At 64.1% G+C, this 22,805-nt stretch carries 18 protein-coding genes; 13 read left to right on the top strand and 5 right to left on the bottom strand.

Translation table 11 applies throughout. The annotated features are described in order from the left end of the window. Positions 1–383: 383 nt before the first annotated feature. The 5 genes from NCS02_RS09420 (at position 384) to pssA (ending at position 5,460) form a co-directional block, all read left to right on the top strand. The gene (locus NCS02_RS09420; RefSeq protein ID WP_008341907.1) at positions 384–2,147 is read left to right on the top strand and encodes an acetolactate synthase 3 catalytic subunit; all 1,764 of its coding nucleotides are present in this window, start codon (positions 384–386) and stop codon (positions 2,145–2,147) included. A 108-nt stretch (positions 2,148–2,255) separates the two neighbouring features. Next, on the top strand, positions 2,256–2,747 hold the full coding sequence (ilvN, locus tag NCS02_RS09415) for an acetolactate synthase small subunit (RefSeq protein WP_008341906.1): 492 nt from the start codon (positions 2,256–2,258) through the stop codon (positions 2,745–2,747). A gap of 65 nt (positions 2,748–2,812) precedes the next feature. After that, on the top strand, positions 2,813–3,829 hold the full coding sequence (gene ilvC / locus NCS02_RS09410) for a ketol-acid reductoisomerase (protein ID WP_008341903.1): 1,017 nt from the start codon (positions 2,813–2,815) through the stop codon (positions 3,827–3,829). Between the two features lie 106 nt (positions 3,830–3,935). Further along, positions 3,936–4,580, top strand: a complete 645-nt coding sequence (locus NCS02_RS09405; protein WP_034473054.1) for a phosphatidylserine decarboxylase — start codon at positions 3,936–3,938, stop codon at positions 4,578–4,580. 13 nt (positions 4,581–4,593) lie between these two features. Then, positions 4,594–5,460 carry a CDP-diacylglycerol--serine O-phosphatidyltransferase gene (gene pssA, locus NCS02_RS09400; RefSeq protein WP_008341899.1) on the top strand — a complete coding sequence of 289 codons (867 nt, stop codon included), beginning with the start codon at positions 4,594–4,596 and terminating at the stop codon, positions 5,458–5,460. A 71-nt stretch (positions 5,461–5,531) separates the two neighbouring features. On the opposite strand, the gene NCS02_RS09395 is transcribed toward pssA, so the two are convergent. The 5 genes from NCS02_RS09395 to NCS02_RS09375 all read right to left on the bottom strand — a co-directional run bounded on the left by NCS02_RS09395 (position 5,532) and on the right by NCS02_RS09375 (position 12,147). Next, positions 5,532–6,260 carry a glycine zipper 2TM domain-containing protein gene (locus tag NCS02_RS09395; protein ID WP_250434909.1) on the bottom strand — a complete coding sequence of 243 codons (729 nt, stop codon included), beginning with the start codon at positions 6,258–6,260 and terminating at the stop codon, positions 5,532–5,534. A 286-nt stretch (positions 6,261–6,546) separates the two neighbouring features. Then, entirely contained in the window at positions 6,547–8,073 is a 1,527-nt protein-coding gene (lysS, locus tag NCS02_RS09390; RefSeq protein ID WP_008341896.1) for a lysine--tRNA ligase, read from the bottom strand. 76 nt (positions 8,074–8,149) lie between these two features. Beyond that, positions 8,150–9,254 (bottom strand): peptide chain release factor 2 gene (prfB, locus tag NCS02_RS09385; RefSeq protein ID WP_144403574.1). Its coding sequence is split into 2 segments (ribosomal slippage): positions 8,150–9,172 and positions 9,174–9,254, totalling 1,104 coding nucleotides; the frame shifts between segments, so codons are not numbered across the junction. Positions 9,255–9,337: 83 nt separating this feature from the next. Further along, entirely contained in the window at positions 9,338–11,041 is a 1,704-nt protein-coding gene (recJ, locus tag NCS02_RS09380; protein WP_008341891.1) for a single-stranded-DNA-specific exonuclease RecJ, read from the bottom strand. Positions 11,042–11,052: 11 nt separating this feature from the next. Then, positions 11,053–12,147 (bottom strand): regulator, encoded by a 1,095-nt coding sequence (locus NCS02_RS09375; protein ID WP_250496882.1) that lies wholly within the window; start codon positions 12,145–12,147, stop codon positions 11,053–11,055. Positions 12,148–12,303: 156 nt separating this feature from the next. On the opposite strand from NCS02_RS09375, the gene NCS02_RS09370 reads away from it, so the two are divergent. The 8 genes from NCS02_RS09370 (at position 12,304) to eno (ending at position 22,785) form a co-directional block, all read left to right on the top strand. Next, positions 12,304–13,557, top strand: a complete 1,254-nt coding sequence (locus NCS02_RS09370) for a lipoprotein-releasing ABC transporter permease subunit (RefSeq protein ID WP_033535777.1) — start codon at positions 12,304–12,306, stop codon at positions 13,555–13,557. Next, the gene (gene lolD, locus NCS02_RS09365) at positions 13,550–14,263 is read left to right on the top strand and encodes a lipoprotein-releasing ABC transporter ATP-binding protein LolD (RefSeq protein WP_008341887.1); all 714 of its coding nucleotides are present in this window, start codon (positions 13,550–13,552) and stop codon (positions 14,261–14,263) included. Before NCS02_RS09370 ends, lolD begins: the two co-directional genes overlap by 8 nt. A gap of 26 nt (positions 14,264–14,289) precedes the next feature. After that, entirely contained in the window at positions 14,290–15,078 is a 789-nt protein-coding gene (locus tag NCS02_RS09360) for a TatD family hydrolase (protein ID WP_008341885.1), read from the top strand. A gap of 61 nt (positions 15,079–15,139) precedes the next feature. Continuing rightward, on the top strand, positions 15,140–17,626 hold the full coding sequence (locus NCS02_RS09355; protein ID WP_250523004.1) for a DNA internalization-related competence protein ComEC/Rec2: 2,487 nt from the start codon (positions 15,140–15,142) through the stop codon (positions 17,624–17,626). Between the two features lie 24 nt (positions 17,627–17,650). After that, on the top strand, positions 17,651–18,472 hold the full coding sequence (locus NCS02_RS09350) for an alpha/beta fold hydrolase (protein ID WP_008341881.1): 822 nt from the start codon (positions 17,651–17,653) through the stop codon (positions 18,470–18,472). A 161-nt stretch (positions 18,473–18,633) separates the two neighbouring features. Continuing rightward, complete coding sequence (gene pyrG, locus NCS02_RS09345) at positions 18,634–20,322, top strand: CTP synthase (RefSeq protein ID WP_008341880.1); 1,689 nt, start codon at positions 18,634–18,636, stop codon at positions 20,320–20,322. After that, the gene (gene kdsA / locus NCS02_RS09340) at positions 20,319–21,173 is read left to right on the top strand and encodes a 3-deoxy-8-phosphooctulonate synthase (RefSeq protein ID WP_008341878.1); all 855 of its coding nucleotides are present in this window, start codon (positions 20,319–20,321) and stop codon (positions 21,171–21,173) included. The genes pyrG and kdsA overlap by 4 nt, the downstream gene beginning before the upstream one ends. A 328-nt stretch (positions 21,174–21,501) precedes the next feature. Beyond that, complete coding sequence (gene eno / locus NCS02_RS09335) at positions 21,502–22,785, top strand: phosphopyruvate hydratase (protein ID WP_008341877.1); 1,284 nt, start codon at positions 21,502–21,504, stop codon at positions 22,783–22,785. Positions 22,786–22,805 lie beyond the last annotated feature (20 nt).

Below are 22,805 nucleotides of genomic sequence, written 5' to 3'. Positions count from 1 at the left end.
CGTCGATGAGGATCGTGGAGTTCTAGGAAAACCTGCGAATCCTAGCAAAGTTTCGCCGCATCCGGAGCGGATGAGAGCTTTTGTTGCCATTTGCCGCCTGCACTCGACCGGTCGAATGCGCCCCGGACAGCCTCTCCCCGTAAAGGAACTTTCGCGCCGCAACGGCGCAAAATCAGCGCGCATGCCGCGTTCGGTAACTTTTTGCTTGACCGCCCGCGCGCGCCGCTGTTACATTTTCTGACTCGCATCATCAGTGAAATGTCTGCTTTGAGGCGAGCCCAAGAAGCACGCCAGTCAAACCTAGACGCGCCGCTTGAACCCGAGCCACAAGCCCGGCAGAGAGCACCCGATCAATTTTTTGCCGAAAATTCGAAAGGTGATGAATGAACATGCCCAGCGCGGAATTCTCCACGTCGGATACGACTCCTCCTCACGAAGCTGACTCCATCGGCGCCACCGTGCTCATGCGCGCATTGGCCGATGAGAACGTCGAGTTCATTTGGGGCTATCCCGGCGGCTCGGTACTCTACATCTACGACGAGCTGTACAAGCAAGACCAGATTCAGCACATTCTCGTGCGCCACGAGCAGGCCGCCGTGCACGCCGCCGACGCGTATTCGCGCTCGACCGGCAACGTCGGCGTGTGTCTCGTGACCTCGGGCCCGGGCGTCACCAATGCCGTCACCGGCATCGCCACGGCCTACATGGATTCGATTCCGCTCGTCGTCATCAGCGGGCAGGTTCCGACCGCGGCCATCGGTCTCGACGCATTCCAGGAGTGCGACACCGTCGGCATCACGCGTCCATGCGTGAAGCACAACTTCCTCGTGAAGGACGTGCGCGACTTGGCCGAGACCGTCAAGAAAGCGTTCTACATCGCGCGTACCGGCCGTCCCGGCCCGGTGCTGATCGACATTCCGAAGGACGTGTCGAAGGCGCCGTGCAAGTACGAGCCGGTCAAGAGCGTGTCGCTGCGTTCGTACAATCCGGTCACGAAGGGCCATTCGGGCCAGATCCGCAAGGCGGTGCAGCTTCTGCTGTCGGCGAAGCGCCCGTACATCTATACCGGCGGCGGCATCATCCTCGCCGATGCATCGCGCGAGCTGAACCAGTTCGCCGATCTGCTCGGCTATCCCGTCACCAACACGCTGATGGGCCTCGGCGGCTATCGCGCATCGGACAAGAAGTTCCTCGGCATGCTCGGCATGCACGGCACGTACGAAGCCAACATGGCGATGCAGAACTGCGACGTGCTGATCGCCATCGGCGCGCGCTTCGACGACCGCGTGATCGGCGATCCGAAGCACTTCGCGTCGTCGCCGCGCAAGATCATCCATATCGACGTCGACCCGTCGTCCATTTCCAAGCGCGTGAAGGTGGATATCCCCATCGTCGGCGACGTGAAGGAAGTGCTCAAGGAGCTCATCGAGCAGCTTCAGCACGCCGAGCACGGCCCGGACACGCAGGCGCTCGCGAAGTGGTGGGACGAGATCGAAGGCTGGCGCTCGAAGGATTGCCTGTCCTACGACCGCAAGAGCGAGATCATCAAGCCGCAGTACGTCGTCGAAAAGCTCTGGGAACTGACCGACGGCAACGCGTTCGTGTGTTCCGATGTCGGCCAGCATCAGATGTGGGCGGCGCAGTTCTATCCGTTCAACAAGCCGCGCCGCTGGATCAACTCGGGCGGTCTCGGCACGATGGGCTTCGGCCTGCCGGCGGCGATGGGCGTGAAGATGGCCTATCCGGACGACGAAGTGGTCTGCATCACGGGCGAAGGCTCGATCCAGATGTGCATTCAGGAGCTCTCGACGTGCAAGCAGTACAACACGCCCGTCAAGATCATCTCGCTGAACAACCGCTATCTCGGCATGGTGCGCCAGTGGCAGCAGATCGAATACAAGAAGCGCTATTCCAGTTCGTACATGGACGCGCTGCCCGACTTCGTGAAGCTCGCTGAGGCGTACGGTCACGTCGGCATTCGCGTCGAAAAGACCGCGGACGTCGAGCCGGCGCTGAAGGAAGCGCTGCGCCTGAAGGATCGCACCGTATTTCTCGACTTCCAGACCGATCCCACCGAAAACGTATTCCCGATGGTGCAGGCAGGCAAAGGCATCACGGAAATGCTGCTCGGGTCTGAGGATCTATAACGCGGCTTCGACTCGCGAGGCCCGCGCGCGCCTGTCTTCACAAAGGACATGTGACGCGCGCGGGTTTTTCGGACGAACGCCTCTTCTGGACACATTCGGGAAAAGACAATGAAACACATCATCTCCGTTTTGCTGGAGAACGAACCGGGCGCGTTATCGCGCGTCGTCGGGCTCTTTTCGGCACGCGGCTATAACATCGAAACGCTGACGGTGGCGCCGACCGAAGACAGTTCGCTGTCGCGGCTGACCATCGTCTCCATTGGCTCGGACGACGTGATCGAACAGATCACGAAGCACCTGAACCGCCTGATCGAGGTGGTGAAAGTGGTCGACCTGACAGAGGGCGCCCACATCGAGCGCGAGCTGATGCTCATCAAGGTAAGGGCGGTCGGCAAGGAACGCGAAGAAATGAAGCGCATGGCGGATATCTTCCGCGGCCGCATCATCGACGTGACCGAGAAGACCTACACGATGGAACTGACGGGCGCGTCCGACAAGCTCGACGCGTTCATCCAGGCGCTCGACGCCACGGCGATCCTCGAAACGGTTCGCACGGGCAGCTCAGGCATCGGCCGGGGCGAGCGGATTCTCAAGGTCTGACGCCTTTCCAGTCAAAACGAAGCAAAGTAGCGCAACCAAATTCAACGCACGATCAAGGAACCACCATGAAAGTTTTCTACGACAAGGACGCCGACCTCTCCCTCATCAAGGGCAAGCAAGTCACCATCATCGGTTATGGCTCGCAAGGCCATGCACACGCGCTCAACCTGAAGGAAAGCGGCGTGAACGTGACGGTCGGCCTGCGTAAGGGCGGCGCATCGTGGAGCAAGGCCGAGAACGCGGGCCTCAAGGTGAAGGAAGTGGCCGAAGCCGTGAAGGGCGCGGACGTGGTCATGATGCTGCTGCCGGACGAGCAGATCGCTGAAGTCTACAAGAACGAAGTGCATGACAACGCCAAGCAGGGCGCGGCGCTCGCGTTTGCGCACGGCTTCAACGTGCACTACGGTCAGGTGATCCCGCGCGCCGATCTGGACGTCATCATGATCGCGCCGAAGGCGCCGGGCCACACCGTGCGCAACACGTACACGCAAGGCGGCGGCGTGCCGCACCTGGTCGCCGTGGCGCAGGACAAGTCCGGCTCCGCGCGCGACGTGGCGCTGTCGTATGCGGTGGCGAACGGCGGCGGCCGCGCGGGCATCATCGAAACGAACTTCCGTGAAGAAACCGAAACCGACCTGTTCGGCGAGCAGGCCGTGCTGTGCGGCGGTACCGTCGACCTGATCAAGGCCGGCTTCGAAACGCTGGTGGAAGCCGGCTACGCGCCGGAAATGGCGTACTTCGAGTGCCTGCACGAACTGAAACTGATCGTCGACCTGATCTACGAAGGCGGCATCGCCAACATGAACTACTCGATCTCGAACAACGCCGAATATGGCGAATACGTGACGGGTCCGCGCATCGTCACGGAAGAGACGAAGAAGGCGATGAAGGCCGTGCTGAAGGACATCCAGACGGGCGAATACGCGAAGAGCTTCATCATCGAGAACCGCGCCGGTGCGCCGACGCTGCAATCGCGCCGCCGTCTGACTTCGGAGCATCAGATCGAGCAAGTCGGCGAGAAGCTGCGCGCGATGATGCCGTGGATCGCGAAGAACAAGCTCGTCGACCAGTCGAAGAACTAAATCTTTCGCTAGTCACGCTTTTTGCTGCATCGAAAGCCGCCCGGATGCCCTGTGCGCCGGGCGGCTTTTGCTATCCTACGGTTTTTATAAAACACAGAACTCGTTCATGAACTATCCTCATCCGATCATTGCCCGCGAAGGCTGGCCGTTCATCGCCATCGCGGCTGTCGTCGCCATCCTCGTTCAGGCGATCGGCGGCTTTGGCTTCGCCTGGATCTTCTGGCTGATCGTGATTTTCGTCGTCCAGTTCTTCCGCGATCCGGCCCGCCCGATTCCGACCCAGCCCAACGCGGTGCTGTGTCCGGCGGATGGCCGCATCGTCGCGGTCGAAACCGCGCACGATCCGTACGTGGGCCGCGAAGCGCTCAAGATCAGCGTGTTCATGAACGTGTTCAACGTACACTCGCAGCGCTCGCCGGTGGACGGCGCCATCACGAAGGTGCAGTACTTTCCGGGCGCGTATTTGAACGCGGCCGTCGATAAAGCGTCGACCGAGAACGAGCGCAACGCGGTCGTGCTGCAGACGGCGGGCGGGCATACCGTGACGTCGGTGCAGATCGCGGGCCTCATCGCGCGACGCATTCTCTGCTACGTGCATGTGGGCGAGCCGCTCACGCGCGGCCAGCGCTACGGCTTCATTCGCTTCGGCTCGCGTGTCGACGTGTATCTGCCGGTTGGCAGCCGGCCGCGCGTGTCGATCGGCGAGAAGGTTTCGGCTTCGTCGACGATCCTCGCCGAATTCGCGGAATAACGCGGAGGATTCGATGGCGGCATTCAAACCGCGCCGTAATCGCGCGAACGCGACGCCTCCGCGCGCGTTCCGCCGCAACAAGGCCGCGCAGGACGTCGGCGCCGTGGAGACGCGGCGCGCGAAGCGGCAGCAGTTCCTCAGAAAACGCGGCATTTACCTGCTGCCCAACGCGTTCACCACGGCCGCGCTTTTTTGCGGCTTCTTCGCCGTCGTTCAGGCGATGAACGTGCGTTTCGAGATCGCGGCCATCGCCATTTTCGTCGCGATGGTGCTCGATGGCATGGACGGACGCGTCGCGCGCATGACGCACACGCAGAGCGCGTTCGGCGAGCAGTTCGACAGCCTTTCGGACATGGTGTCGTTCGGCGTCGCGCCGGCGCTCGTCATGTACGAATGGGTGTTGAAGGATCTCGGGCGCTGGGGCTGGCTCGCCGCGTTCGTCTACTGCTCGGGCGCGGCGCTGCGGCTCGCGCGCTTCAATACAAACGTCGGCGTCGTCGACAAGCGGTACTTCCAGGGCTTGCCGTCACCGGCCGCGGCTGCGCTGATCGCCGGTTTCGTCTGGCTCGCGACCGACAATCGCGTGCCGCTCAAGCTCGTGTGGCTGCCGTGGGTCGCGTTTGCGCTGACCATCTACGCCGGCGTGACGATGGTATCGAACGCGCCGTTCTACAGCGGCAAGGCGCTCGACGTGCGCTATCGCGTGCCGTTCGCGGGCGTGTTGCTGATCGTGGTGGCGTTCGTGCTGGTGTCGTCGGATCCGCCGGTCATGCTGTTCTGCCTGTTCGTGCTGTACGGCTTCTCGGGCTATATCTGGTGGGGCTATCTCGCGATCCGCGGACGGCCGAATCCCGCGCGCAGTTCGCAGCGGGAACACTAGGCCTCGACGCTTTCAAACAAAAAAGGCGGCAACCGATGAGGTTCGCCGCCTTTTTGCTTCTTGCGCGCCGATCAACCCGCGACCAGCGTGCCGTTCTGGATATGCACGCGCTCGCCTTGCTGGAACGGCGGCGGATTCTTGTACGTGAAGGTCCGAGTCTTGCCGTTTTCCATCCGCACGTGCACCGAGTAATCGGTTTCGCTGCGGATATGCTTTTCGACCGAATTGCCGGCCAGACCGCCGCCGAGCGCGCCGAGCAGCGTCATCGCCGTGCGCCCGCCGCCACGGCCGAACTGATTGCCAACGACGCCGCCCGCCACCGCGCCGCCGACCGCGCCGATGCCGGTGCCGTGGCCTTCATGCTTGACGGCTGAAATCGACTCGACGGTGCCGCACGTCGAGCAATACGCCGGATGCTGCGGCGGTTGCTGCGCATACGATGGCTGCGCGGGTCGTGGCTGCGCCGGGGCCGGTTGCGCCTGCTGCTGTGCCGCTTGCTGTTGCTGGGCGGCTTGTTGCTGCGCCGCCTGCTGTTGAGCGGCGGCTTGCTGCTGCGCCGGGCTCGGCGCGGCGGAATCGACTACTGGCTGCTGCGCGACCGCCGCCGTCTGTGTCTGCGGGTTCTGCGAGGAATTGCTCGATGCTCTCGGGAACAGTCCCGTCATCGCGGCGGTAGCCACGAGGCTCGCGACGATGACCGCGCCCGCCGCCGTGGCGATGAGCGGATGCAGACGCCGCTGCGGCGGCTGAGCGCTGCCGGAAGAGGGTGACGTGCCGAGTTTGCTGGTTCCGTTATCCATTATCGAACCTCCGTTTCGAGGCGAACTGCCGCTACCGATGTCGGCAATCACGCCCATTCTCGGGGAAGCGCCGACTTTCCGCTTTTTCGGCGTGTAACAAATTCCCGGAGATTGTCTCTTTCGATGAAAGCAGGAGCAATGCCAATCGCGATGGCTCGCGGCTGTGCGCCCTTCCGGGCCGAATACGGCTTGAAATTTTTACCAGCGGTTACAACAACGATCGTTCCATCGAAAAAAAACGCGCCTCGAAAGGCGCGCTTTTTTCGCTGAAAACCGAGGCGAAAGCTCAGTCCTCGCGACGCAGATGCGGGAACAGAATCACGTCGCGAATACTCGGGCTGTCGGTCAGCAGCATCACCAGACGGTCGATGCCGATGCCGCAACCGCCCGTCGGCGGCATGCCGTATTCGAGCGCGCGGATGTAATCGGCGTCGAAGTACATCGCTTCTTCGTCGCCGGCGTCCTTCTGGTCGACCTGCTTCTGGAAGCGCGCGGCCTGATCTTCCGGATCGTTCAGCTCCGAGAAGCCGTTGGCGATTTCGCGGCCCGTGATAAAGAGCTCGAAACGCTCGGTGATGCCCGGCACCGAATCCGACGCACGCGCGAGCGGGGACACTTCGATCGGATAATCGACAATGTACGTCGGCTCCCACAATTGCGATTCCGCCGTCTCTTCGAACAGCGCGAGCTGCAGCGAACCGAGACCGGCGTTGAGGAACGCGGGCTGCGTCGTATCCACACCGAACTTCTTCAGTTCCGTGCGCAGGAACGCGGCATCGGACAACTGCGCGTCGGTGTATTGCGGCGCGTACTTCTGAATCGCCTGATTGATCGTCAGACGATGGAACGGCTTGCTCAAATCAAGCTCGCGCCCCTGATACGTGATGGTGGCGGTGCCGAGCGCATCGATCGCGGCCTGGCGGATCAGTTGCTCGGTGAAGTCCATCAGCCAGCGGTAATCGGTGTACGCGGCGTAGAACTCCATCATCGTGAACTCCGGATTGTGACGCGGCGACACGCCTTCGTTCCGGAAGTTACGGTTGATCTCGAACACGCGCTCGAAACCGCCGACGATCAGCCGCTTCAGATACAGCTCGGGCGCGATGCGCAGGAACATTTGCATGTCGAGCGCGTTGTGATGCGTGGTGAACGGCTTGGCCGCCGCGCCGCCGGGAATGGGGTGGAGCATCGGCGTTTCGACTTCCATGAAGCTCGCCTGCGCCATGAAATTGCGGATCGACGTGACGGCTTTCGTGCGCGCCATGAAGGTCTTGCGCGATTCCGGCGTGACGATCAGATCGACATAGCGCTGGCGATAGCGCGTTTCCTGATCGGCGAGGCCGTGGAACTTGTCCGGCAGCGGACGCAGCGCCTTCGAGAGCAGACGCAACTCCGTGCAGCGCACCGACAGCTCGCCCTTGTTCGTGCGGAACAGCACGCCCTTGGCGGCGACGATATCGCCCAGATCCCACTTCTTGAATGCGTCGTAGGTTTCGGCGCCGACGTCCGCGGGCGTCACGAAGAACTGGATCTGGCCGCTGCCATCCTGAACCGTCGCGAAGCTCGCCTTGCCCATCACGCGCTTCAACATCATCCGGCCGGCGATCGCGACGGGCAGGGGATTCGCTTCGAGCGCGTCTTTATCCGTTTCGGCGTAGTCGCTCTGCAGCGCGGCGGCCTGATGCGTCGGGCGGAAGTCGTTCGGATAGGCGATGCCTTGCTCGCGCAACGCGCGCAGCTTGTCGCGTCGCTCGGCGATGATCTGGTTCTCTTCCAGTTCGGGAGCGGCGCCCGGTTGAATCGGTTCGGTCATGATGATTGTGGCTTTTTGATGCGAGGCGGGCTGAATTGAAAACGCGGATATCGAAGTCGATACCCGCGTCGGCGAATTAAACGCCCTGTTTCAGACTCGCGCTGATGAAGTCGTCGAGGTCGCCGTCGAGCACGGCGCGCGTGTTGCTCATTTCCACGTTGGTGCGCAAGTCCTTCACGCGGCTCTGGTCGAGCACGTAGGAGCGGATCTGATGGCCCCAGCCCACGTCGGTCTTGCTCGATTCGAGCTTGTCTTGCTCGGCCTGACGCTTGCGCATCTCGAATTCGTAGAGACGCGCCTTGAGCATTTGCATGGCTTCCGCGCGATTGCGGTGCTGCGAACGGTCGTTCTGGCACTGCACGACGATGCCCGTCGGCGCGTGCGTGAGTCGCACGGCGGAGTCGGTCTTGTTGATGTGCTGGCCGCCCGCGCCGGATGCGCGATACGTGTCCGTGCGGATATCGGCGGGATTGATCTCGATCTCGATCGAATCGTCGATTTCCGGATACACGAACACCGACGAAAACGACGTGTGACGCCCACCCGACGAGTCGAACGGCGACTTGCGCACGAGGCGGTGAATGCCGGTTTCGGTGCGCAGATAGCCGTATGCGTATTCGCCCTCGACCTTGATCGTCGCGCTCTTGATGCCCGCGACGTCGCCTTCGGACTCTTCGAGCACTTCGGTCTTGAAGCCCTTGCGTTCGCAGTAGCGCAGGTACTGGCGCAGCAGCATGGACGCCCAGTCGCACGCTTCGGTGCCGCCCGCGCCCGCCTGGATGTCGATGAAGCAGTTGTTCGGGTCGGCCGGGTTCGAGAACATCCGGCGGAATTCCATGTCTTCGACGCGCAGGCGCAGCGCATCCGCATCGGATTCGGATGCGACGAGCGTGTCCTCGTCGTTTTCCTCGCGCGCCATGCCGAACAGTTCGTCCGCGTCGCGCAGGTCGTTGTCGAGGGCGGTGAGTGCGGAGACCACGCCGTCGAGCAGCTTCTTTTCGCGACCGAGCGCCTGGGCGTTCTTCGAGTCGTTCCAGACGTTCGGGTCTTCGAGTTCCTTATTGACTTCGGCTAGACGCGCGGACTTGGCGTCGTAGTCAAAGATACCCCCGTAGCTCGCCCGCGCGGCGGCGCAGGTCGGCCAGAAGGCTTTCGATCGCGTTGAGACGTTCCGCTTCCATTGTCGATCTTCGGCTTCGTAAAAAGATGAAATTATAGCCGATCGACAGGGTTTCCCCGGCCTTCGGGGTGCGCGGCGGGCCGCTCAGCCCGCGTGCTCCACGATCAGCTGCACCCGCGCGACGCCATTCCACGAATCGCTGACGAGCCGGTACGCGACGGTCGCGCGCGGCGGCAGCGGATCGACGTGGTTGAACCAGATCGCGTTGAAACGCTGCCGCCCGCGCAACAGTGACAGCTTCAGATGCTTGTCCTTCACGAGCGCCTGCGACGCGACTTCGAACTCGCCGGAGAAGGTCGGCGCGGGAAAGCCCTGTCCCCAGACGGCGGCGTCGAGCATTTCGACGAATTGCGGCGTGAAGTACGCGTCTTCGAGTTCGCCATCGGTTTCGACGGTGCGCGACAGCGCTTCGGCCGTCAGCCATTCGCGCCCGATCGCTTCGAACGCGGCGGTGAAGCGCGGGATGTCGGCGGTGGAAAGCGTCAGGCCCGCGGCCATTGCGTGTCCGCCGAACTTGTGGATGAGGCCGGGCTCGCGTTTGGCGATCAGATCGACGGCGTCGCGCAGATGAAAGCCCGGAATGGAGCGGCCGGAGCCCTTGCTGAGCGTGCCGCTGTCGTCGGCGTGCGCGAACGTGAACGATGGCCGATGAAACCGCTCCTTCAGCCGCCCCGCGACAATGCCGATCACGCCCTGATGCCAGCTCGCGTCGTAGAGCGTGAGCGTGGCGCGCTCGCCCGGATCGATCGTCTGCAATTCGGCGAGCGCCTGCTGCTGCATGCCGGCTTCGATTTCGCGACGCTCGCGGTTCATCGAATCGAGTTGCTGCGCGAGCTCCCAGGCGCGGCCGACATCGTCGGTCGTCAGGCATTCGATGCCGAGCGACATGTCCGACAGCCGTCCCGCCGCGTTGAGGCGCGGCCCGAGTGCAAAGCCGAGATCGAAACCCGACGCCGCGCGCGCATCGCGGCCGGCGGCGCGAAAGAGCGCGGCGATGCCCGGCTGCATGCGGCCCGAGCGAATCCGCTTCAGGCCTTGCGCGACGAGAATGCGGTTGTTGCAGTCGAGCTTCACGACATCGGCGACGGTACCGAGCGCGACGAGATCGAGCAGGCCATCGAGACGCGGCTCGGGTGTGCCATCGGCATAAGCGCCGCGCCGCCGCAACTCCGCGCGCAACGCGAGCAGCACGTAGAACATGACGCCGACGCCCGCGATGCACTTGCTCGGAAACGCGCAGCCCGGCTGATTCGGATTGACGATCGCGCGCGCGGCGGGCAGCTCGTCGCCGGGCAGGTGATGATCGGTGACGAGCACGTCGATGCCGAGCGCGTTCGCCGCCGCGACGCCATCGACGCTCGCGATGCCGTTATCGACCGTGATGAGCAGATCGGGCAGGCCGCTCTTCGAACGCGACGCCAGCTCGACGATTTCCGGCGTCAGCCCGTAGCCGTATTCGAAGCGGTTCGGAACCAGATAGTCGATGTTCGCGCCGAACATCCGCAGCCCGCGCACGGCGACGGCGCATGCGGTCGCGCCGTCGCAATCGTAGTCCGCGACGACGAGCATGCGCTGTCCCGAGACGAGCGCATCGGCGAGCACGACGGCGGCGGCGTCGCAGCCTTTCAGGCCAGCGGGCGCGTGCAGGCGCTTGAATTCGGTTTCGACTTCATCGGGAGAAGTCACGCCGCGCGATGCGTAAAGACGCGCGATGACGGGATGCAGGCCGTGGCGCATCAGCGCTTCGGCATCGGCGGGAGAAGAAGCGCGCGTAACGATTCGCGTCATTGCAAAGTGCCTTATTCGATGAAGAGCGCCGCGATCGGCCGGCGCCGCCAGAACTTGCGCAGATCGGCGCGCGTGACCGAGAGCGTGACCGAGCCGGTATCGCCGCAAAGCGTGAGACTCAGGCGGCCGAGCGAGCCGTCGAGAAGCGCCTGCAGCGCGGGCGCGAACCACGCGTTTTCCAGCGCCTTGAGCGCATCGTTCCAGCGCGCCCAATCCTGTTCGATGAACGGCGCGGAGAACGCATCGAGCTCGACGAGCGTCGCGTCCTGCGCGTCGTCTTTCGAGAGCGATGCAAACGATTCCGGCGGCATCGACGGCTTCACGCCGGAAGCGAGCGCGAGACCGCGCGTCGCGGCCGCATCGGACATCACGCGCGCGAACGGGCTTTGCACGGGCCGCATCGCGCCTTGCCCGTGGAGCCAGATCGAATTGATCGCAGGCAGGCCGCGCGATTCGCGTTCCAGATTCAGCGGATGTTCGAACCATGCCATCTGCACTTCGTTCTGCAGCTTCATCCACGCGCGCGAGCGATCGCCGGTGCGGGCCTCGTGCGGCAGCCAGATTTCGATGTTGCGCCCGGTCGCGCGCAACGGCGATGCGCCCGCGAGCGCGCCCAGCGCTTCACCCGACACGTACCAGCGTAATGGCGTCGGCGCTTGCAGCGTCACGCCGAGCGCTTCGATCACCGGCCGCGCGGTCTGGAGCAGGGCGCGCGCTTCTTCCGTGTGCACGCCGAGCGTGTCGGGATCGATCAATACGAGATGATCGTGCGCGATACGGACATGAACCGGCTCGATGCAGGCCCAGAGCGCATCGCCGGGCGTGCCGCCGTCGGCGAGCAGCATGAAGGGCGCGAGCGGGGCGTCGTCGGCATAGCGCTGATCGGCGGGCGTCACCGCGCCGAAGCGGCGCGCGATCCAGCGTTCGTGCGGCAGCGTGCGCTGAAAATCCTCGCCAATGACGCGTTCTTCGAGCGTGGCGCGGGCGAGCAGCTTGTCGAGCGCCGCGCTCTCCAGTCCGTGCAGGGCGGTGGCGGCGTCCGCGGCCGAAGGCAGGGCGAACGGCAACAGGAGATGGAGATGATGAACGGGCATGATGCTCGGCATTGTAGGGCAAAGCGCCTTCTCCGATCAGGCTCGGCGCGCCGTTCCCGCCTCGCGGACGAAGGCTGCCAGTGCGTGGCTTTCGCGACATATGGCAAACTTTCGCAAATTTGCTTCACCGGACTCAACAACGCTGGAACAGCAGCAGAAAGGAATCGCTTGAAACTTCCGTACGAATGGCAGATCGGCTGGCGCTACACGCGCGCCAGCAAACGCACCACGGGCAACGGCTTCATCTCCTTCATCGCGCTCGTTTCGATGGCGGGCATCGCGCTCGGCGTCGCCGCGCTGATCGTCGTGCTGTCGGTCATGAACGGCTTCCAGAAGGAAGTGCGCGACCGCATGCTGTCGGTGCTCGCGCACGTCGAAATCTTCTCGCCGACGGGCTCCATGCCCGACTGGCAACTGACCGCGCAGGAAGCGAAGCGCAATCCGGAAGTGATCGGCGCCGCGCCTTATGTCGAAGCGCAGGCGCTGCTCACGCGTCAGGGCGCCGTGAGCGGCGTCGCGCTGCGCGGCGTGGAGCCCACGCTCGAGCCGGAAGTGTCCGACATCGGCAAGGAAATGCGCGCGGGCAAGCTCACGGACCTGAAGCCGGGCGAGTTCGGCATCGTGCTCGGCAAGGATCTCGCGGCCAACCTCGGCGTGACGCGGGGCGACAAGATCACGCTCGTCGCGCCCGAAGGCACCATCACGCCGGCCGGCATGATGCCGCGCCTCAAGCAGTTCACCGTCGTCGGCGTTTTCGAGTCGGGGCACTACGAATACGATTCGACGCTCGCGCTCATCGAAATCCGCGATGCCGAAGCGCTCTTTCGCCTGCCCGCGCCGACCGGCGTGCGCCTGCGCCTGAAGGACATGCAGCGCGCGCCCGAAGTCGCGCGCCAGCTCGCGGGCACGCTGTCGGGCGATCTGTACATTCGCGACTGGACGCAGCAGAACAAGACGTGGTTCTCCGCCGTGCAGATCGAGAAACGCATGATGTTCATCATCCTCACGCTGATCATCGCGGTAGCGGCGTTCAATCTCGTGTCGTCGCTCGTGATGACCGTCACCGACAAGCAGGCCGATATCGCCATTCTGCGCACGCTCGGCGCGCAGCCGGGCTCGATCATGAAGATATTCGTCGTGCAGGGCGTGACGATCGGCTTCATCGGCACGGCCCTCGGCGTGACGCTCGGCTGTCTGATCGCGTGGAGCATTCCATGGCTCGTGCCGATGATCGAGCATCTTTTCAACGTGCAGTTCCTGCCGTCTTCGGTGTATTTCATCAGCGAACTGCCGTCTGAGCTCGTGCCGGGCGATGTCGTCAAGATCGGCGTCATCGCATTTTTGTTGTCGTCGCTCGCCACGCTCTATCCGAGCTGGCGCGGCGCGAAGGTTCGTCCGGCGGAGGCGCTGCGCTATGAGTGATCTGATTCCGGCCAACAACATCGTGCTGCGGGCATCGGCGATTTCGAAGACGTTCGTGCAGGGCGGCTTCAACGTGCAGGTGCTCAACAACGCGCAACTCGACGTGATGAAGGGCGAAAAGCTCGCGATCGTCGGCGCATCGGGCTCGGGTAAAAGCACGCTGCTGCATGTGCTCGGCGGGCTCGACGAACCGAGCGCGGGCAAGGTCTCGCTGCTCGGCAAGCCGTTCACCGAACTGAAGGAAAAGGAACGCAACGAGCTGCGCAATCGCGCGCTCGGTTTCGTGTATCAGTTCCATCATCTGCTGCCGGAATTCACGGCGCTCGACAACGTCGCGATGCCGCTGCGCATCCGCCGCATGCCCGAGGAAGACGCGCGCAAGGAAGCGCTTGTCATGCTGGAGCGCGTGGGCATCGGGCATCGGGCGAAGCATCGGCCGGGCGAATTGTCGGGCGGCGAGCGTCAGCGCGTGGCGATCGCGCGGGCGCTCGTCACGCATCCCGCATGCGTGCTCGCCGACGAACCCACCGGCAATCTCGACGGCGGCACCGCCGATACCGTCTTCAACCTGATGCTGGAGCTGTCGCGCACGCTCGAGACGAGCTTCGTGATCGTCACGCACGATCCCGATCTCGCCGCGCGCTGCGACCGCATCCTGCGCCTGCGCGACGGCGTGCTGCACGAAGAGCCGGTCGTGCCGGTCTGAATCTTTCGCGACGCGCGGAGGCCGCCATGTGGATCGATACGCACTGTCATCTGGATGCCGACGAATTCGATGCCGACCGCGATGCCGTCGCCGATGCCGCGCTCGATGCGCTCGTGACGCGCATCGTGATTCCGGGCGTCGGGCGCTTCAACTTCGACACGGTGCGGGCGCTGGCGCATCGCATCGAAGGCGGCGCGTACGCGCTCGGCATTCATCCGCTCTTCACGCCGGGCGCGCACGAAGACGACCTGCGCGCGCTGCGCGAGGAAATCGAAGCGAGCATGGACGATCCGCGCTTTGTGGGCATCGGCGAAATCGGGCTGGATTACTTCGTGCCGACGCTCGACGACGCCCGCCAGCAGTTCTTCTACAACGAGCAACTGAAGCTCGCGCGCGAGTTCGATCTGCCGGTCATCTGTCATGTGCGCAAGTCGCAGGACAAGGTGCTGAAGGGCTTGCGCGCGCACGACATTCATCGCGGCATCGCGCATGCGTTCAACGGCAGTTTCCAGCAGGCCGAGGCGTTCATCGCGCAAGGCATGCATCTCGGCTTCGGCGGCAATCTCACGTTCGAGCGCGCGCTGCAGATCCGCCGGCTCGCGACGGAGCTGCCGCTCGACGCGATCGTGCTCGAAACCGATGCGCCCGACATCGCGCCGTCCTGGCGCTACAAGCAACGCAACACGCCGGACCAGGTCGCGCGCATCGCGCAAGTGCTCGCGCAACTGCGCGGCATCGACGAAAACGTGCTTTCCCTAGGCACAACGGCTAACGCTCACGCTGCGCTCCCACGGCTCGCGCTCGCCTCTTCATAATCGTTTCGATGGACGCATCGGCTGCATGCGTTCGCCGTGACGAGGAACGAAGAGGGAAGACGTGCGGGCGATTGTGCTGGGATTTGCATTGGGTGTCTGGTGGTTGCAGCAGCAGGCTCGCTTGCCGGATGTCATCGCGTGGTGCGCGTGCTGCACGGCGTTCGTCATCGCGATTGCGTTGGGCGCGATCGAGCCGCGTGCGCGCATCGCGAGCTTCGCGCTGGCTGCTTGCGCGCTGGGTTTCGCGTATGCGGCGATACGCGCGGATGTGCGGCTGCGCGAACAATTGCCAGCACGCTACGAGCAGCGCGACATCGAACTGACGGGTTTCGTGCGCGGCATACCCGAGCGACGGGCCGACGGTACGCGCTTTCTCTTCGAAGTCGAGGCCAACGGCGCGAAATTGCATGACTTTCCGCGCGTCGTGCGCTTGCTTTGGATGTCGGGCGATCATGTTCCGAACCTGCACGCCGGCGAGCGATGGAGCTTGATGGCGCGTTTGAAGCGTCCGCATGCCAACGCCAACTTCGGTCTGCGCGATGCCGAAGCAACGCTGCTCGAACGCGGCATTCGCGCGACGGGTTATGTATCGGCAGCACGCGAGCCGCGCCGTTTGCACGCCGATGCGTCGGGTCCGCGGCTGACGATCGACCGGCTGCGTGCGCGCGCACGCGAACGCATCGAGACCGTGCTCGGCGATGCGCCGCATCGCGGGATCATCGTCGCGCTCGCGGTGGGCGCGCAGGACGCCGTCAGCGATGCCGACTGGACCGTCATGCGCGCGACCGGCACGAGTCATCTCGTTGCGATATCGGGCTTGCATATCGGCTTCGTCGCGGGGCTGGCGGCGTTGATCGTCGGATTCGTGTGGAAGCGCGTGCGCTTGCGCGGCCTGAGCGCGCCGTTGATCGCGGCCACGCCGAAAGCGGCGGCCATCGGCGCGACCGTGTTCGCTGCGTGCTATGCCGCGCTCGCCGGTTTCAACGTGCCCGCGCAACGCACGCTGTGGATGCTGCTGCTCGTTGCGCTCGCGTTTTTCTTCGGACGACGGCCGTCGTCGTCGCTCGTGCTGCTTTGGGCGCTCGCGTTCGTGCTGATCGCGGATCCGTGGGCGGTGACAGCGCCGGGATTCTGGCTGTCGTTCTGCGCGGTGGCGGCGATTCTGCATGCGATCGCGTCGGCGGGACGTCGCGCGTCGCGGGCGCAAACGGAAGAACGGGACGACGTCGATCAATGGGATCGCGTCGATCCGAGCGAAGTCGGTCATCGTCCGCAACATGTCGCGAAGCGCAGGCCGCTCGCGATCGTCGCGCGGTTCGCCGCGCGCGCGCGGCGGTATATCGCGTCGAGCGTGCGTGTGCAGTACGCGGTGACGATCGCGCTCGCGCCGCTCACCGTCTACTGGTTCTCGCAGATTCCGCTGCTCGGTCCGCTCGCGAATGCGTTCGCGATTCCGTGGATCAGCGCGCTCGTGACGCCCGCGACGCTCGCCGGTCTCATGCTTCCCGCACCGCTCGATGCGCCGATGCTTCACGTCGCCCATGCCGCGTTGTCCGTGCTCTGCGACATGCTCGCGCGTCTCGCGAATGCCGCGCCCGCGTCGCTGTGGCTTTTGCCCCGGCCGGATGCGTTCGCGCTCGCGGCATCGTGCGTCGGCGTCGCATGGGCGCTCGCGCCGCGCGGCTGGCCGTTGCGCTTCGCCGCGCCGCTGACGTGGCTGCCGCTGCTCGCGCCCGCGATGCATCCCGCGCCGGTCGGCGCGTTTCGCGTCACCGCGCTCGATATCGGCCAGGGCTCGGCGCTCGTCGTCGAAACGGCGCGGCACACGTTGCTCTTCGACGCCGGTCCCGGTCCCGAATCGACGCATGCGGGCGAGCGGATCGTGGTGCCGTATCTGCAGGCTGCGGGCGTGCGCGCGCTCGATGCGCTCGTCATCAGCCATTCCGATTCGGATCACGCGGGCGGCGCGCCGGCGGTGCTGCAATCGATCGCCGTGCGGCAACTGCTCGCGTCGCTGCCCGCGCAGGACGCGTCGTGGTCCGATGCGCGCGCACGCGGCGCGCAGACGCTGCGTTGCGCGGCGGGGCAGCGCTGGACGTGGGACGGCGTCGAATTCCGAATGCTGTGGCCCGAGCCGGGACCGCTTTCGGGCAGGCCGAATCGGCAGTCGTGCGTGCTCAAGGTGACGAACGGGGCGGGACGCTCGGCGCTCTTCGCCGCCGATATCGAAGCGGACGTCGAACGCATGCTGATCGCGCGCGACGCGTCAGACCTGCGCGCCGATGTGCTCATCGTGCCGCATCACGGCAGCCGCACTTCGTCCACCGAGCCTTTCCTCGATTCTGTCGGGCCGTTGGCCGCGATATTTCAGGTAGGCTATCGCAACCGTTTCCATCATCCGCATCCGACCGTTTTCGCGCGCTACCGGATGCGCGACATCGTGCTTTCGCGCAGCGACGAAGACGGCGCGGCGCGTATCGAAATCGGTTCGCAGATTACGTTCGAGCGCTACCGGCAAAGCCGCGCGCGCTACTGGATGGCGCGCTAAACGCTAAAAAAACAAGAGACACGCTTGAAAGACATCATCCATTTCTCGCACGCGAACGGTTTTCCCGCATCGACGTATCGCACGATGTTCGCGGAGCTTTCCGACGAATACGAAGTTCGCAGCATCGAGCGCATCGGTCATGACGCGCGCTTTCCCGTGACACGCGACTGGCCGTATCTCGTCGATCAGCTCATCGACGACATGAGCCGCTATCGGCGCGAAGCCGACGGCGATCATCCGAAGGTGTGGCTCGTCGGGCATTCGCTCGGCGGCTATCTGTCGCTGATGGCGGCGCTGAAGCGCCCGGAATGGGTGAAAGGCGTGGTGATGCTCGATTCGCCGGTGATCGCGGGCTGGAAGAGCGGACTCCTGCGCGTCACGCAATGGACCGGGCTGGACGAGCGCCTGTCGCCCGCCGCCGCGACGCGCAAGCGCCGCACGCAGTGGGCGAGCCGCGACGAGGCGTGGCGGCATTTCCTGTCGAAACCGGCGTTCGCGCGCTGGGACGAACGCATGCTGTCCGACTATATCGATTTCGGCATTCCGCAGACCCATGCGAACGGCGCACGCTCGCTCGCATTCGATCGCCATGTGGAATATCTGATCTATCGCACGCTGCCGCACACGCTCGGCGCGCGGCTCGCGCACGGCGCGCCGGTGCCCGTCGGTTTCATCGCGGGGACGCATTCGCGCGAAGTGCGCCAGGTCGGGCTCGGGATGACGCGGCGCATCGCGGGCGAGCACATCGAATGGATGGAAGGCAGCCATCTCTTTCCGATGGAGCGCCCGATCGACACCGCGCGCGCCGTGCAGCGGCTGCTCACGGCCATGCAGACGGCGCGCTGAAAAGGGCGCGAGCACGCGCGCGGGACTTGACGAACGGCCCGCGTCACGTTCCGCAAAAATGACGCCGAAATGCGCGGATTTGTAGCCAATATCCGCGCCGGGCGCGCTTCGTGGGAACCGGCCTTTACGGTATAATCCGTTTTTCCCGCGAGCATCTAGCGATGACCAAATATGTATTCGTCACCGGCGGCGTAGTTTCGTCCCTTGGCAAGGGTATTGCCGCCGCCTCTCTCGCCGCGATCCTCGAATCGCGCGGTCTCAAAGTCACTCTCCTCAAGCTCGATCCCTACATCAACGTCGACCCCGGCACGATGAGCCCGTTCCAGCACGGGGAAGTGTTCGTGACGGAAGACGGAGCGGAGACCGACCTCGACCTCGGCCATTACGAGCGCTTCATCAGCACGAAGATGCGCAAGGCCAATAACTTCACCACGGGCCAGATCTACGAATCGGTGATCCGCAAGGAACGCCGCGGCGAGTATCTCGGCAAGACGGTGCAGGTCATTCCGCATATCACCAACGAAATCCAGGCATTCGTGGAGCGCGGCGCCGCTGCGGCGACGTGCGGCCAGCCGGACGTGGCGATCGTGGAAATCGGCGGCACGGTGGGCGACATCGAATCGCTGCCGTTCCTCGAAGCCGCGCGTCAGATGAGCCTGCGCATGGGCCGCAACAGCGCGTGCTTCGTGCACCTCACGCTCGTGCCGTTCATCGCGACGGCGGGTGAACTCAAGACGAAGCCCACGCAGCACAGCGTGCAGAAGCTGCGCGAAATCGGTATCTATCCGAACGTGCTCCTGTGCCGGGCCGACCGCCGCATTCCCGACGACGAGCGCGCCAAGATTTCCATGTTCTCGAACGTGCCCGAAGACGCGGTCATTTCCGTTTGGGACGCGGACAGCATCTACAAGATTCCGCAGATGCTCAACGACCAGCACCTCGACGACATCATCTGTGAAGAGCTGAAGCTCGCGCCGCCGCCGGCCGATCTGGCGATGTGGTCGAACCTCGTCGAGAAGCTCGAAAATCCGAAGCACGAAGTGACCATCGGCATGGTCGGCAAGTATGTCGAGCTCACCGAATCGTACAAGTCGCTGATCGAAGCGCTGCGTCACGCGGCCATCCATACGTCGACGAAGGTCAACATCGAGTACATCGATTCCGAGCAGATCGACGCCGAAGGCACCGACGCACTGAAGCACCTCGACGCCGTGCTGGTGCCGGGCGGTTTCGGCCGTCGCGGCACGGAAGGCAAGATCAAGGCGATCCGCTACGCACGCGAATCGAAGACGCCGTATCTCGGCATCTGCCTCGGCATGCAGCTCGCGGTGATCGAGTTCGCGCGCGATGTCGCCGGTCTCGCCGATGCGAATTCCACCGAGTTCGATCAGGACACGGGCAACCCGGTCGTCGCGCTCATCACGGAGTGGTACGACCGCGCGGGCCGCATCGAAAAGCGCAACGAAGAGTCGGATCTCGGCGGCACCATGCGCCTCGGCTCGCAGAAGTGCCCGATCAAGCCGGGAACGATGGCCGAGCGCATCTACGGCAGCGATGTGAACGAGCGTCATCGTCACCGTTATGAAGTCAATAACCGTTTCGTGCCCCAGCTCGAAGCCGGCGGGCTTATCATCAGCGCCCGTACGCCGAGCGAGGATCTGCCCGAGATGATGGAGTTGCCGCAGTCGCTGCACCCGTGGTTCGTCGGCGTGCAGTTCCACCCCGAATTCACGTCGACGCCGCGCGACGGGCATCCGCTCTTCAAGGCATTCGTCGATGCAGCGCGCGCGCACGCCGAAGGCAATGGCGTGAAGGCGCCGGCGAAAGCCACCGCGGGAGCGCAAGCATGAAGCTGTGTCATTTCGAAGCGGGCCTCGACAAGCCGTTCTTCCTGATCGCGGGCACGTGCGTCGTCGAGTCGGAGCAAATGACCATCGACGTCGCCGGCCGGCTGAAGGAAATCACGCAGAAGCTCGGCATTCCGTTCATCTACAAGTCGTCGTTCGACAAGGCGAACCGCAGTTCGGGCAAGTCGTATCGCGGTCCGGGCATGGACGAAGGCCTGCGCATTCTCGGCGAAGTGAAGAAGCAGCTCGGCGTGCCCGTTCTCACGGACGTGCACACCGAGGAAGAAATCGAAGCGGTCGCATCGGTCGTGGACGTGCTGCAAACGCCCGCGTTCCTCTGCCGTCAGACCGACTTCATCCACGCGTGCGCGCGCTCGGGCAAACCGGTCAACATCAAGAAGGGCCAGTTTCTCGCGCCGCACGACATGAAGAACGTGATCGACAAGGCGCGCGACGCCGCGCGTGAAGCGGGTCTGTCGGAAGACCGCTTCATGGCGTGCGAGCGCGGCGTGTCGTTCGGCTATAACAACCTCGTGTCCGACATGCGCTCGCTCGCGATCATGCGCGAAACCAACGCGCCGGTCGTCTTCGATGCCACCCATTCGGTGCAGTTGCCGGGCGGGCAGGGCACGAGCTCGGGCGGTCAGCGCGAATTCGTGCCGGTGCTGGCGCGTGCGGCGGTCGCGACGGGCGTGGCGGGCCTCTTCATGGAGACGCATCCGGACCCGGCCTGCGCGAAGTCCGACGGCCCGAACGCGGTGCCGCTGCATCACATGGAAGCGCTGCTTTCGACGCTCATCACGATCGATCGCGCGGTGAAAAGCGGTTCGTTCCTCGAGAACGACTTCAACTGAGCGTCGGCAGCAAAAAGTAGTACGGCGCGGGCGTCATCATGGGCGCCCGTGTTGCGAGATCAGGCCGTCCGGCGTCATCCGGGCAACGGAGGAGCGTGCAACGCATCGGGGCGGCATCCGCAACCGGCGGATGAGACGCCCGCTCCCACGAAAGCGATGCGGACCGGATTCGATCCGGTCCCGAAACGACCGCTCTTTGCGCCGGAGCTGAACCCGGCGGTCATCGAATGGGTCTGAGCGAAGCCAGTGAAGCGTGTATCGAAGTGTAAAAACAGGCGGCGCGCTTCGTTGTGACTGACAGAATTCATCGTCATTTCTTGAGGAAACCATGAGTGCTATCGTAGATATCATCGGCCGCGAGATTCTCGATTCGCGAGGCAATCCGACCGTCGAATGCGACGTGTTGCTCGAGTCGGGCACGATGGGCCGCGCGGCGGTGCCTTCGGGCGCATCCACCGGCTCGCGCGAGGCCATCGAATTGCGCGACGGCGAAGCGGGCCGCTACGGCGGCAAGGGCGTGCTTAAGGCCGTCGAACACATCAACACCGAGATTTCCGAAGCCATCATGGGCCTCGACGCCTCGGAACAGGCTTTCCTCGACAAGACCCTGCTCGAACTCGACGGCACCGACAACAAGTCGCGTCTCGGCGCGAACGCGATGCTCGCGGTGTCGATGGCGGTCGCGAAGGCTGCCGCCGAAGAAGCCGGCCTGCCGCTGTACCGCTACTTCGGCGGCTCGGGCGCGATGCAGCTTCCGGTGCCGATGATGAACATCGTCAACGGCGGCGCGCACGCGAACAACAGCCTGGACATCCAGGAATTCATGATCGTCCCGGTGAGCCAGCCGACGTTCCGCGAAGCGCTGCGTTGCGGCGCGGAAGTGTTCCACGCGCTGAAGAAGATCCTGGCCGAGCGCGGCATGAGCACCGCGGTGGGCGACGAAGGCGGCTTCGCGCCGAACTTCGGCAGCAACGACGAGTGCCTGTCGACGATTCTGCAAGCCATCGAGAAGGCCGGTTATCGCGCCGGTGAAGATGTGCTGCTCGCGCTCGACTGCGCGGCGAGCGAGTTCTATCACGACGGCAAGTACCAACTGGCTGGCGAAGGCTTGCAACTGTCGTCGACCGAATTCGCGGATTACCTCGCCACGCTCGCCGACAAGTTCCCGATCGTGTCGATCGAAGACGGCATGCACGAGTCGGACTGGGAAGGCTGGAAGACGCTGACCGACAAGCTCGGCAAGAAGATCCAGCTCGTCGGCGACGATCTCTTCGTCACGAACACGCGCATTCTGAAGGAAGGCATCGAGAAGGGCATCGCGAACTCGATCCTCATCAAGATCAACCAGATCGGCACGCTGACGGAAACCTTCGCGGCGATCGAAATGGCCAAGCGCGCGGGCTACACGGCGGTCATCTCGCACCGCTCGGGCGAGACGGAAGATTCGACCATCGCGGACATCGCGGTCGGCCTGAACGCCGGCCAGATCAAGACCGGCTCGCTGTCGCGCAGCGATCGCATCTCGAAGTACAACCAGTTGCTGCGCATCGAGGAAGATCTCGGCGATATCGCCAGCTACCCGGGCAAGTCGGCGTTTTACAACTTGCGCTAAAGCTTTTGCCGCTTTAGTCG

Origin of the sequence: Caballeronia sp. NCF2, from assembly GCF_023631205.1 — a bacterium.
Lineage (GTDB): Bacteria > Pseudomonadota > Gammaproteobacteria > Burkholderiales > Burkholderiaceae > Caballeronia > Caballeronia zhejiangensis.
This window is presented reverse-complemented; position numbering and strand designations above follow the sequence as displayed.